Origin of the sequence: Eubacterium sp. An3 (assembly GCF_002159465.1) — a bacterium.
Taxonomy (GTDB): Bacteria; Bacillota; Clostridia; order Lachnospirales; family Lachnospiraceae; genus Anaerobutyricum; species Anaerobutyricum stercoris.
This window is the reverse complement of record NZ_NFIR01000001.1, coordinates 1-12,761: the sequence shown is the minus strand read 5'-3', so window position 1 is coordinate 12,761 and position 12,761 is coordinate 1. Positions and strand designations below refer to the sequence as shown.

Here is a 12,761-nt window from a genome sequence, read left to right as displayed (position 1 = left end):
CTGTTCTCTACCCCATTTATCCTCCTCCCTGCTTTAAGGCCATTGCCGCCAGAGCATTTTTTCTGCCAGCGTCTATGACAAGATTTTTCAGATTATCGATTTCTTCTTTTGCTCTGAATTTCTCCAGTATGTCGATTCTGCCAAAATAATTTTTTTCCGAGCCATCTGCTGCCTTGCTCTCTTCCGTCTGTTTTTCATTTCTTTCACCCCAGTCTGCTTCCTCCCCTGTCTCTTCTCTTATTACATAAATTTTATCCAGTTCTTTCTGTATTCTCTCACTGGATATTCTCCCCTCTTTCTGGAATTGAACGGCAAAACCTGCAAGCTCCACCGCCACTTCCACTGATACCATGTAGGCTGCGGCCGCCTGAGAGGACGAGCTGCTTTCCCGGAGTGTGATATCATTTAAACTGCTCAGAGTGTTAAAAAAATCAACATATCCGGGCTCTTGCTGTTCGCCGCTTCTATCCTCTCCCGATGTCAGAAATGTATTATAATAAGAACATATGCGTGCATATAAATACGCTCTTTTTCTTTGGGCTTCCTCTATACCTCCTGAAAGCTTACGGGCCGCATCTTCAAACCATACCTGCGCAGCTTTTTTTCCTTCTATAGTATTCATATAGAAAAAGTATCCGATTCCTATGTGGTAACAAAATGCGCCATAGGTTTCCGGGTTCTTCTGTCGCAATATCTCAAGTACCGGCGTTCCTCCGCCGCCTTTCCCTGCCATTTCCAGGATATTCATCAGTTCCGCTGCTTCCTTCACTGTAAAATCATTAACTTTTACATATTGCTTCAGCAAACTTTCATAAATCATGCTGTTTGCAGGCGATATTTCCAGGGCCTCGATATAATTCTCCGCCCTGACGTCGCTGTCTGAAGCTCGTTCTGCCTGTCTCACATAAACAACGATGGCATCTCTAATGATATCTCTGATGATGTTCCGGCAAAAAAGAGAAAGGAATCCACTTATTGCCATTCCTGCGGCAAGACAAAGAAAAAAACAGATTTTTTTCTTCTCTTTTCTTCTATATATTTTTGTACTTTCTTCCAGATGTTCGATCGCATATCCGGCTTCCTGACAGTTTTGATAACGCTCCGCCGGGTTGGGCCGGGTACAGGTCAAAATAAACTCTTCCAGAGCGGGAGAGAATCCCGGATCCCACCTGCGTATAGGGCAGATCTGATAGGGTGGCTGTTCCGGACTTCTTCCGGTCAGAAGATGATACAATGTTGCCCCCATACAATAGATATCTGTCCTCTCATCACTCTGATCGCCTCCATACTGCTCAGGAGCAGCGTATCCTCTCGTTCCCAGACAAATGGTATCTTCCTCATCCGTCTCCCGATATTCCCTCGCCGTGCCAAAATCAATGAGAACAATCTTCCCATCCGGTTTTATTATCACATTGGAAGGCTTTAAATCTCTGTAAATCACCGGAGGCGTTCTTGTATGCAGATATAAAAGCACCTCGCAAAGCTGCCTTCCCCACTCAATCACTGTGCTTTCATCTATTCTTCCATATTTGTCCAACAGTTCCTTCAATGTATGCCCGGGAATATATTCCATAATAATCAGCAAAGAATCTTTCTTGACAATAATGTCTATAATCTCCGGCAGATTCGGATGATCCAGCTCCTTTAAAATATTGGCTTCTCTGATCAATCTCTGTCTGAGCCATTCATAGCACGAGCATCCCTCCCGGCAGATTTCTTTTATGGCCCGCTCTTTTCCCAGAGTCACATGCCGGCTCAGATATACGGTACTCATACCTCCCCTGCCCAGTACGCTGATAATTATATATTTCCCATCGACGATCTCTCCTGCCGTCAGCATTTACAGCTCCCCCTTCCAGTGGTATACTAAACTCTCAGACATTGACACAGTAAATGTACAAGGAGTGAATATTTATGATAGCCAGAGACGATATTATCATCCGAAAAGCGATTTTACATATTCTTGATACCATGCACGGGCAGTGCATCCTCTCTAACACCCTTCTGGACCCGGGTCCGGACTTATATGAATTTATTCGTAATCATATTTATAAAATAGTCGTCAGCGATGACACGAAGGACTGCGAATTTAATCCGGAGACGTCGCCCATCTACCCTATATTGACAGCGTGGGATGAATCAGATGAAGAATCTTTTATCGCCACCAGTCAGGCGATTGCCGAGAAACTATATACATCCATGGGAGAAGGGCTGGACATTCCTGCTGCAGACCTTTTGTTTGTCACCTTCCAGGCAGAGGGCGTCATCTATCTGGCGCTTCTGAAAATGAATTACAAAGAAAGCTATACCCACGAAATCTCTGTTTCGGACATCCCTGCCGCTGGCGTTTTTTCTGATACAGATATTGAGTCTGATACAGATGTTTCCTCTGGAGCCGCATCCAAGGAAGAACCAGCCACAACAGAAATCCGCGCTGATATCGTAAAATCCAGGGCGCTGCTTCCTGCATCCGGCACAAGAATTCCGGAGGCTATCATCATTAAGCTTGATGATATGCACATCAAGCTTCTCGAGAAACGCTATGAAGTCAACGGAGAAAAGGTATTTTATCTCTCTGAAAACTTCCTCGTCTGCCATACCAGCCTTCCACCTAAGAGAAAGCTTAATATTCTCACAAAGGTGATCAACACCATATCTAACAAATATGACGGCGCTGACCTGAAGACGAAGATGGATACAAAAAGCGCTCTTCAAAAAGAATATGTGGACCGGCAGTCTTTCGACGTCGAAGAAATCGGCAATCGGCTTTTCGGAAACAGCCCGGAGAAGAAATCCGAATTTGATGAGAAGATGGAACAATATGATCTGCAGTTTGATAACTTTACTGTTACCAACGAATCAACTGTGAAGAAGCTGGAGAAACAGATTATGGTGACAGACAGCGGCATTGAGATCTCCATACCTATGGAGACCTATAATAAACTTGCCAATCTGGAAGTTCAGACAGACGTTACCGGCAAAACCACTATTATTATCAAAAATATAGATAATCTGATTTTAAAATAACACTCTGTTCTCAGCATAAGAATAGAATACAGCAAAATATCCCCTTACACGATTTCTCTTCTGTGTAAGGGGATATTATATTCTCGCTTCATTCAGGCAGGAGTCAAACTAGCTATAATAATATGAATCCACGCTGTTCAAAACGATTTTATTATTTATTGCTTCTTCTCCAGATTTTCATCTTCTCAGCTTCTGCAATAAGTTCATCTCTGAAATCCGGATGAGCGATGCTGATTAAAGCTTCTGCTCTCTCCCATGTGGACAGACCTTTCAGGCATACTTTACCGTATTCTGTTACCACATAATGTGTATTCGGACGGGTATCGGTAACGATAGAACCTTCAGCGAGAGTTGGACGGATTCTGGAATGCATCACACCGTCTTTGGATGTAAAGGTGGAAGAACAGCAGATGAAGCTCTTGCCGCCTTTGGATGCATAAGCGCCCAATACAAAGTCAAGCTGTCCGCCTGCTCCGCTGATCTGTTTTGTTCCGGCACTCTCTGCGTTTACCTGACCGTACAGGTCAATATCTACCGCATTGTTAATGGAAATAAAATTATCAAGTTTGGAAATAGTAGCCGTGCTGTTGGTATAGTTTACCGGTGCGCTCATACATTCCGGATTATCATCCAGATAATCATACATTTTCTGTGTACCGGCGCCAAAAGCATATACCTGACGTCCACGGTCGATAGATTTCCTTGCTCCGGTGATCTTTCCTGCCTTTGCAATATCTACAAAGGCATCAACGTACATCTCTGTATGTACACCTAAGTCTTTCAGATCAGATTCGGCAATCATGGAGCCAACAGTATTTGGCATACCGCCGATACCAAGCTGCAGACAGGCGCCGTCCGGAATCTCTTCCACGATTAATTTTGCTACGGCCTTATCCACATCTGTAGGCGCTCCTCCTGCTCCCAGCTGTCCCATTTCCGGATTAGAACCTTCTACAATGTAATCTACCTCAGAAATATGGATGCCTTCTTCATATCCGCCAAGACAACGAGGCATCTTCTCATTTACTTCTACGATAATAACATCTGAAATCTCACAGACTGCTTTCATATGAGAGGCGTTTGGTCCGAAATTGAAATATCCGTGCTTATCCATCGGAGCAACCTGGAACATAGCAACATTGATATGGCCGATATTTTCTCTGTAATAGCGTGGAAGCTCAGAATACCGAACCGGCGCATAGTATGCAAATCCCTGATTCACTGCCTTTCTCTCAATTCCACTCATATGCCAGGAATTCCATGTAAAGTGGTCTGCTACATTGTCCACTTTGAAAATCTCCGGAACCCATAATAAGATACCGCCACGTACTTTTACATTCTCCAGTTCGTTTGCTCTGGCAGCGAGAGCTGCATCCAACGCAACAGGCGTACCAGTTGTCCATCCATAGTCCACCCAATCGTTAGAATTCACAACTTTTACAGCTTCTTCTGCTGTCACAAGCTTCTTTGCGTACTCTTTAATATAGCTCATGCGTCTCCTCCTTGAAATATTCACAAAATTCGAAAAATTTTCATGGCTATATTTTACCATTGTTATAAATTGTGGTCAACCTTGAACTATTTCTTCCGCCCTGTAATTCTTTCTTTTTCTGTAATTTTCACACGGTCCTCAGGCAAAATATTCACATTATTTTTATATTTTTTTGAAATCGGGATAACAAATCTTTCATTAATATAGAGGAGATCCTGTGATAAATCCAGCCTGCTTATATGCATGAAATTCACAATATAGCTTCGATGACAGCGAACAAAATATTCCGGCAGAACCTTTTCCATCTCACGCAGCGAACCATAGAATGACAGTTCTTCCTGACCAGAGTGTAAAATCAGCTTCTTCTCTCTGGCCTCCAGATATAAAATCTGTGTATAGTGAAAATATCTTCTCTCTTCACCGATGCGGACAAACAATCTGTGGGTATACATTTCCCTCTCTCTCCGTCTGTAGTGGTACGTCAGCACCTGGCGTATGGCTTCGAGGGCTCTCTGTCTGTTTACTGGCTGCATCAGCAGCATTATTGGATGCAAAGAAGGTACCAGATATCGCTCCGGCGATATCCTGGGACTGGCAATAATCAGAAGCTCCGCCTCCGGAAATATATTTCGGAGTCTTTTTAGTTCTGATAAGTCCTCTTCGCTGCTTATCTCAAAAATAAGTATATCCCAGGAATGACCATGTTCAGCCGTTCTTTCTGTCTGCTTTCTCATAGATGCCCCATATATATCACAGACCTGCATCTCTGCTCCCATCATACCTGTACAATATCCGCAAAGCTTATGTAGTATATCTGCTTCTTTCTTCTTATGACAAAAAATCAAAACTGAAATCATTTTTCATCTCCTGTACGGAAGCAAAATATGACTACATCCCCTCCTTCCGTTCCTGTGCTTCCAAATATCTGTCTGCAAAAACAGTATAACACATTTTTTTACATTTTTACAAAAAATTGACAAAAGATATTATTTTCCTGATAAAGCAAAAGGGTATGAAAAATTAACACAAAATCTTATTTATTATTTAAACAAAAAGGGACCACAGTCCTTGACTGCAGTCCCATATTGAATGCTGCCGCGCGGTTTGCACCGGCATATTTTCAATGTTATTCATATTTGTGACAGATCATATCCGAACATCATTTCCCTTTGGATGCCATGCGCCGTATCTGTACGTCACATTTCTTCCTGAGAAATTGCGATCTGCCTTATTTTATCCTGCGATTCGATGAAAACTAAGAGGAACAGGCCTGTCCGCTTTCTTCTGTTTCACTTTCGAGCCACAGTTTCTCATCGCACGATGAATTATTTGCCAACCTGAGCTTTGATTGCTTCTGTCAGCTTAGGAACGATCTTCAGAGCATCGCCAACGATACCGTAGTCAGCTACATCAAAGATAGGTGCATCCGGATCTTTGTTGATAGCGATGATGATATCGGACTCTTCCATACCAGCTACGTGCTGGATAGCTCCGGAGATACCGATTGCGAAGTAAACCTGAGGACGAACGGTTTTACCTGTCTGTCCAACCTGAAGGTCTTTTGGTTTCCAGCCGTTATCTACAACTGCACGAGAGCAGGAAACTGTTCCGCCGATAGCCTCTGCCAGGTCATCCAGAAGAGCGAAGTTCTCTGGTGATCCAACGCCACGGCCGCCGGATACGAGAATCTTAGCTGCCTGGATATCAACAGTTTCAGATACAGATTTCACGATATCGAGAATCTCTACATATTTGTCGTTCTCTTCGAATCCCGGATTGAATTCGATAACTTCTGCCTTAGCTCCCGGTACAGGGTCTTTTTTCTGCATAACGCCCGGACGTACGGTAGCCATCTGTGGACGATGGTTCGGGCAGGCGATAGTAGCGATTGTATTTCCGCCGAAAGCAGGACGTGTCATAAGTAACTGTCCCTGACGTGGTTCTGCATCACCACGTGCTTTGAACTCACCAATCTCAAGAACGGTACAGTCAGCGGTAAGACCAGTAGCGACACGAGCGGATACACGAGGACCCAGGTCACGTCCGATAGCTGTAGCGCCAACCAGTAAGATATCTGGTTTGTATTCATTGATTACAGAAGCCAGTGCATGAGTATATGGCTCTGTTCTGTACTCTTTTAAAGCTGGATCATCTACAACGATGACTCTGTCAGCACCGTATTCAGCCAGTTCATCTACAAGACCTTTTACGTCAGAGCCGATTAAAACTGCTGTTACGTCTGTTCCTAAATCTGCAGCCAGGTCATTTGCTTTTCCAAGTAATTCTAAAGCGATGGAATCAATCTTATTGTCAACCTGCTGAGCATAGATAAATACACCTTTATATTCTTGTAAATTCATTCTATTCACCACATTCCCTTTTTATTAGATAACATGTTTAGTTAACAGTTTGTCCATGATGTAATCAACGCCTTCTTCCGGTGTTTCTGCTGTCATCATGACACCTTTGCCTTTACGAACCTTATCGGAAGCCTTAGCGATCTGTGTAGGTGAACCTGCAAGACCCAGGTTGCTGTCATCTACATCTTTGAGGTCTGGTCTTCCCCATGTTGTGATCTCTGCGTCATATGCATCGAAGATTCCGCCCGGTGTCATATAACGTGGCTCGTTTAATTCGGAAAGTGCTGTAATTACGCATGGCATTTTTGCCTTTAATACATGATATCTATCGTCATACTGACGCTGAACGATAACGCTGTCGCCTTCAATCTTGATATCCTGTGCGTAGGAGATCAGAGGAAGGTCAAGATGCTCAGCGATCTGAGGACCTACCTGAGCGGTGTCACCGTCGATAGCCTGACGACCAGTAATGATTAAATCATATTCAAGGTTGCGGATTGCTCCTGCAAGTGTGGTGGATGTAGCCCATGTATCAGCTCCACCTAAAACTCTGTCTGTAACAAGAATACCCTTGTCAGCGCCCATAGCCATAGCTTCACGAAGAACCTCTTCTGCTTTTGGAAGTCCCATTGTAACAACTGTTACTTCTGCGCCAAACTGGTCTTTTAATCTAAGGGCTGCTTCAAGACCTGCTTTATCATCCGGATTCATGATGGTGAGCATAGCTGCTCTGTCCAGAGTTCCGTCCGGTTTAAACTTAACTCCACCTTTTGTATCAGGCACCTGTTTAATACATACTACGATTTTCACAGTATTTTCCCTCCTTATTTCAATAAGCTGCCAGAAATAACCATACGCTGAACTTCAGAAGTTCCTTCGTAAATCTCTGTAATCTTAGCGTCACGCATCATACGTTCTACATCGTATTCTCTGATGTAACCGTAACCACCATGTAACTGAACGCACTTGGTTGTTACTTCCATTGCTACTTCTGCAGCAAACAGCTTAGCCATAGCAGCTTCTACAGAGTAAACTTTCTGTGTAGCCTTTGCCATCGCAGCTTTGTAAACCAGAAGCTGAGCAGCCTGAACTTTCGTAGCCAGGTCAGCCAGTACAAACTGTGTATTCTGCTGCTGAGCGATTGTTCTGCCGAACTGTTTTCTTTCTTTTACATAGTTGATGGTAAGGTCTAAAGCGCCTTCTGCAATACCCAGAGCCTGGGAAGCGATACCGATACGTCCGCCGTCCAGAGTATGCATAGCGATACCAAAACCTTTACCCTGCGGTCCAAGGAGGTTCTCTTTTGGAATACGGCAATCCTGGAAAATCAGCTCGTATGTAGCTGAACCACGGATACCCATTTTCTTTTCTTTTGTTCCGAATGTAAATCCTGGTGTTCCTTTTTCTACGATAAATGTGGAGAAGCTCTTTTTCTTTCTTCCTCTTGCGTCAACTTTAACGTCTGTGATAGCGATTACAATATAAATATCTGCATAGCTACCGTTGGTGATGAAACATTTAGAACCGTTTAATACCCACTCATCTCCGTCTAATACAGCCTTTGTCTGAGCGCCCTGAGCGTCTGTACCAGCACCTGGCTCAGTCAGTGCAAAAGCACCTAATAATTCGCCTTTAGCCAGTGGAACCAGATATTTCTGTTTCTGCTCTTCTGTTCCGTAGGTCATAATCGGATCTGCGCAAAGAGAGGTATGTGCAGAAACGATAACGCCTGTAGTACCGCATACTTTGGATAATTCTTCTACACACATAATGTATGTAAGCGGGTCACAGCCCTGTCCGCCGTATTCCTTCGGAACCGGGATTCCCATGAAACCTAATTTCTGCATTTTAGCAACGGTTTCTTCTGGGAAATGTTCTGTTTCATCTACCTCCTGAGCAAGAGGTTTTACTTCGTTCTCAGCGAAATCTTTGAAAAGCTGTCTAGCCATTTCATGCTTTTTGCTTAATGTGAAATCCATTTTCATTCCTCCATTTAAATTGGTTATTTCAGCAAGCCGGACAAATTGAGCAGTCTGTCCATAACTCACCTAAAGCCGTGGAGACAGAATGCCCCCACGGCATTATAAATTTGCTTAAATTATTTGCTGTAATCGTAGAAACCGATACCAGTTTTCTGTCCCAGTTTTCCTCCACGAACCATTTTTCTTAATAATGGATGTGGACGATATTTTGGATCTCCTGTCTCGTTGTACAGAACTTCCATGATTGCCAGGCAGATATCAAGACCAATCAGATCACCCAGAGCCAGAGGTCCCATCGGATGATTTGCACCTAATTTCATAGCTGTATCAATGCCTTCAACAGAAGCAACGCCGTCTGCATAGATTCCTACAGCTTCATTGATCATTGGAACTAAGATTCTGTTAACTACGAATCCGGCAGCTTCTTCTACCTGTACAGGTGTTTTGCCGATCTCTTCGGAGATAGCTTTGATCTTGTCAACCATTTCAACCGGTGTGTTGATACCAGCGATAACTTCGATTAATTTCATAACCGGAGCTGGATTGAAGAAATGCATACCGATAACCGGTCTGTCTAATCCTGCACCAATTTCTGTGATGGATAAGGAAGAAGTATTTGTTGCAAACATACAATCAGCTTTTACGATATCCTGTAATTCTTTGAAAGTCTGTTTTTTAACTTCCATATTCTCCAGAGCTGCTTCCACGATTAAGTCAGCGTCTGTACAGATATCTTTGGTACCTGTTGTGATTTTTGCAAGGATTGCATCAGCCTTAGCCTGGTCCATCTTTCCTTTTGCTACTCTTTTTTCAAAGCCTTTTGCGATTTTATTTTTGCCGTTTGCAGCAAATTCATCGTTGATATCGCATAAATATACTTCATAACCTTCTGTCTGAGCAAAAGCCTGAGCGATTCCGGAACCCATTGTACCTGCGCCAATAATTCCAACTTTCATTGATCTTTCCTCCTAAAATATATAATTTGCCTGCATCCCACCTCCATAGATGGAATGCAGGACTTATTCACTATCAATTAGCAATTTTTAAATGGTTCTTTTACTTTATCTTTATTTTTGTCAAGGAAGAATGCCATACCATATTTCTGGTCTTCTGTCTCGAAGCAGTCTCCGAATAATTTCTCTTCGATCACAATTGCTTCGTCCATTCCAACTTCAAGACCTTCGTTGATAGCTTTCTTGCATGCGCGAACGGCAATCGGAGCGTTCTTTGCAATGCCTTTTGCCATCTTAATTGCCTGAGGCATAAGCTCTTCTAATGGGTACACTTCATTTACAAGGCCTATTCTGTAAGCCTCTGCCGCCTTGATGTTACGTGCAGTGTAAATCAACTGTTTTGCTTTGCCTGGTCCGACAATACGAGCCAGTCTCTGTGTTCCGCCAAATCCAGGAGTGATTCCAAGACCAACTTCCGGCTGACCAAATACGGCATTTTCAGAGCAGAGTCTGATATCACAGCTCATGGAAATCTCGCAGCCGCCGCCTAAAGCGAATCCGTTGATTGCAGCGATAACAGGAATCGGTAATGTTTCAATTTTTCTGAAAATATCATTACCAGCTTTACCGAATGCTTCACCTTCCGCTTTAGTCAGAGTGCTCATTTCTCCGATATCAGCGCCGGCAACAAAAGATTTCTCTCCTGCACCTGTCAGAATCAGACATCTGATGGCATCTAAATCAACAGCATCAATTGTAGCGTCCAGTTCTTTTAAAACTGCGCTGTTTAACGCATTTAAAGCCTTTGGACGATTAATTGTAATAATACCAACCTGTCCATCTACTTCGTAATTAATGAATTCCATTGTTATGTATCTCCTTTCAGATAGCAAATCATATCATGGAAATCACCGGTATCAGCAAAAGCTGCTACCGGATTATTCTATGGCGATTAATCTCTCTTAACTACTGTAGCGCAGCCCATTCCGCCGCCGATACAAAGTGTAGCAAGACCAGTCTTGGCGTCACGTTTCTGCATCTCATGCAGTAATGTAACAAGGATACGGCATCCTGATGCTCCTACAGGATGTCCAAGAGCGATAGCTCCGCCGTTTACATTTAATTTGGATGTATCGAAACCAAGGTCTCTTCCAACTGCCAGAGACTGTGCAGCGAAAGCTTCATTTGCCTCAATTAAATCGAAGTCATCAATGCTCATGCCAGTTTTAGCGAGCACTTTCTTGGTAGCTGCAACCGGACCAACACCCATGATAGATGGATCTACTCCGCCTAAAGCGCCTGCTACCCATGTAGCCATTGGTGTTACGCCAAGTTCTTTTGCTTTCTCTTCGCTCATAACAACGATTGCTGCAGCGCCATCATTGATTCCTGAAGAGTTAGCTGCTGTTACGATACCATCCGGTTTGAATGCAGGACGTAATTTAGCAATGCTCTCTGCTGTGGTTCCCGGACGTGGGCCTTCATCTGTATCAAAGATAACTGTTTTCTTTTTCAGTTTAACTTCTACAGGAACGATCTCATCTTTGAATTTGCCAGCTTCGATAGCTGCTGCTGCTTTCTGCTGAGAATCTGCTGCGAACTCATCCAGCTCTTCTCTTGTCAGTCCCCACTGCTCAGCTACGTTCTCTGCTGTGATACCCATGTGATAATGATTGAAAGCATCTGTTAATGCATCATTAACCATGCAGTCTTTTAACACGCCGTTGTTCATTCTGTAACCGAAACGAGCCTTGTCCAGACAGAATGGAGCCATGGACATGTTCTCCATACCACCGGCAACAACGATATCAGCGTCTCCAGCAATAATCTTTGTAGCTGCCAGGTTAACACAGTTAAGACCGGAACCGCAAACGATATTGATAGTAGTTGCAGGTACTTCAACAGGAAGACCAGCATTAATAGATGCCTGACGTGCAACGTTCTGGCCTAAACCTGCCTGGATTACACAACCCATTAATACTTCGTCAACCTGCTCTGGAGCAACATTTGCTCTTTTCAGTGCTTCTTTAATTACGATGGTACCGAGGTCAGCTGCAGGTACTGTGCTTAATCCCCCACCCATGGTTCCGATTGCGGTACGACAAGCGCCTGCTAATACAACTTTCTTTGCCATAATACTAATTCCTCCATTTTAATCATCAAAATTACTAAATGATAGTTACTCTGGGCTAGAAAATATCTAGTACGATGTGTTAAGTTTATCACAATCTCGGTTTCTTTGCAATAACATTATAATATGTTTTTTCTTTTAACGCTACCTTTTATTTAATTTTCACAAAAACTTCTTTTTCTGCGCTCATTTGCCTTTTTTACCATATGAAATGAAAAAAAGGCCATCAACTACTGATGACCTCCGGAAATTGCGGGGGAAGGATTTGAACCAACGACCTCCGGGTTATGAGCCCGACGAGCTACCAGACTGCTCTACCCCGCGATATAAAATTAATGAATGTAAAAAGAGACTAATCATTGACTAGTCTCTCGTAGAGGCGTCGACCAGATTTGAACTGGTGATGAAGGTGTTGCAGACCTCTGCCTTACCACTTGGCTACGACGCCATATGACTCCTAGGAGATTTGAACTCCTGTTACCGCCGTGAAAGGGCGGTGTCTTAACCACTTGACCAAGGAGCCAGAACTCCCCGAGTAGGACTTGAACCTACGACAGCGCGGTTAACAGCCGCGTGCTCTACCGACTGAGCTATCGAGGAATATCTACAGGGCGCACCCTGAAAACTGCACACATTATATCAGATTTCTCTTACTTTATCAAGCTTTTTTTAGGTCAAGCTTTCGACCGATTAGTGACAGTCAGCTCCATGCATCGCTGCACTTCCACCCCTGCCCTATCTACCTCATCGTCTCTAAGGGGTCTCTCACATTTCTGCTAGGAGATCTCATCTTGAGGGGGGCTTCACGCTTAGATG

At 43.6% G+C, this 12,761-nt stretch carries 10 protein-coding genes, 4 tRNA genes and 1 rRNA gene; 1 reads left to right on the top strand and 14 read right to left on the bottom strand.

All coding sequences use genetic code 11. The features are described from left to right. Window positions 1-16 precede the first annotated feature (16 nt). The gene (locus B5F87_RS00075) at window positions 17-1,840 is read right to left on the bottom strand and encodes a serine/threonine-protein kinase (protein ID WP_087275129.1); all 1,824 of its coding nucleotides are present in this window, start codon (window positions 1,838-1,840) and stop codon (window positions 17-19) included. A 74-nt stretch (window positions 1,841-1,914) separates the two neighbouring features. On the opposite strand from B5F87_RS00075, the gene B5F87_RS00070 reads away from it, so the two are divergent. After that, window positions 1,915-3,027: a nucleoid-associated protein gene (locus B5F87_RS00070; protein ID WP_087275127.1), complete on the top strand. Its 1,113-nt coding sequence runs from the start codon at window positions 1,915-1,917 to the stop codon at window positions 3,025-3,027. Window positions 3,028-3,178: 151 nt separating this feature from the next. On the opposite strand, the gene B5F87_RS00065 is transcribed toward B5F87_RS00070, so the two are convergent. The 13 genes from B5F87_RS00065 to B5F87_RS00005 all read right to left on the bottom strand — a co-directional run. Then, window positions 3,179-4,519: a butyryl-CoA:acetate CoA-transferase gene (locus tag B5F87_RS00065; RefSeq protein WP_087275123.1), complete on the bottom strand. Its 1,341-nt coding sequence runs from the start codon at window positions 4,517-4,519 to the stop codon at window positions 3,179-3,181. 86 nt (window positions 4,520-4,605) lie between these two features. Next, a complete protein-coding gene (locus B5F87_RS00060) occupies window positions 4,606-5,376 on the bottom strand; it encodes a LytTR family DNA-binding domain-containing protein (RefSeq protein WP_087275121.1) in 771 nt (256 codons plus the stop codon). 468 nt (window positions 5,377-5,844) lie between these two features. Further along, complete coding sequence (locus B5F87_RS00055) at window positions 5,845-6,879, bottom strand: electron transfer flavoprotein subunit alpha/FixB family protein (protein WP_087275120.1); 1,035 nt, start codon at window positions 6,877-6,879, stop codon at window positions 5,845-5,847. A 24-nt stretch (window positions 6,880-6,903) separates the two neighbouring features. Then, on the bottom strand, window positions 6,904-7,689 hold the full coding sequence (locus B5F87_RS00050) for an electron transfer flavoprotein subunit beta/FixA family protein (protein ID WP_087275118.1): 786 nt from the start codon (window positions 7,687-7,689) through the stop codon (window positions 6,904-6,906). 14 nt (window positions 7,690-7,703) lie between these two features. Further along, the gene (locus tag B5F87_RS00045) at window positions 7,704-8,858 is read right to left on the bottom strand and encodes an acyl-CoA dehydrogenase (protein ID WP_087275116.1); all 1,155 of its coding nucleotides are present in this window, start codon (window positions 8,856-8,858) and stop codon (window positions 7,704-7,706) included. Window positions 8,859-8,977: 119 nt separating this feature from the next. Further along, window positions 8,978-9,817 (bottom strand): 3-hydroxyacyl-CoA dehydrogenase NAD-binding domain-containing protein, encoded by an 840-nt coding sequence (locus B5F87_RS00040; protein ID WP_087275114.1) that lies wholly within the window; start codon window positions 9,815-9,817, stop codon window positions 8,978-8,980. Window positions 9,818-9,894: 77 nt separating this feature from the next. Then, complete coding sequence (locus B5F87_RS00035) at window positions 9,895-10,680, bottom strand: enoyl-CoA hydratase-related protein (protein ID WP_087275111.1); 786 nt, start codon at window positions 10,678-10,680, stop codon at window positions 9,895-9,897. Between the two features lie 86 nt (window positions 10,681-10,766). Further along, window positions 10,767-11,948 carry an acetyl-CoA C-acetyltransferase gene (locus tag B5F87_RS00030; protein WP_087275109.1) on the bottom strand — a complete coding sequence of 394 codons (1,182 nt, stop codon included), beginning with the start codon at window positions 11,946-11,948 and terminating at the stop codon, window positions 10,767-10,769. 247 nt (window positions 11,949-12,195) lie between these two features. Further along, window positions 12,196-12,269: transfer RNA gene (locus B5F87_RS00025), tRNA-Met, on the bottom strand. A gap of 53 nt (window positions 12,270-12,322) precedes the next feature. Beyond that, window positions 12,323-12,393, bottom strand: a tRNA-Cys gene (locus B5F87_RS00020). 3 nt (window positions 12,394-12,396) lie between these two features. Further along, window positions 12,397-12,468: transfer RNA gene (locus B5F87_RS00015), tRNA-Glu, on the bottom strand. A 4-nt stretch (window positions 12,469-12,472) separates the two neighbouring features. Further along, a tRNA-Asn gene (locus B5F87_RS00010) sits at window positions 12,473-12,545 on the bottom strand. A 70-nt stretch (window positions 12,546-12,615) separates the two neighbouring features. Beyond that, window positions 12,616-12,761 (bottom strand): 23S ribosomal RNA (locus tag B5F87_RS00005); the annotation flags it as partial.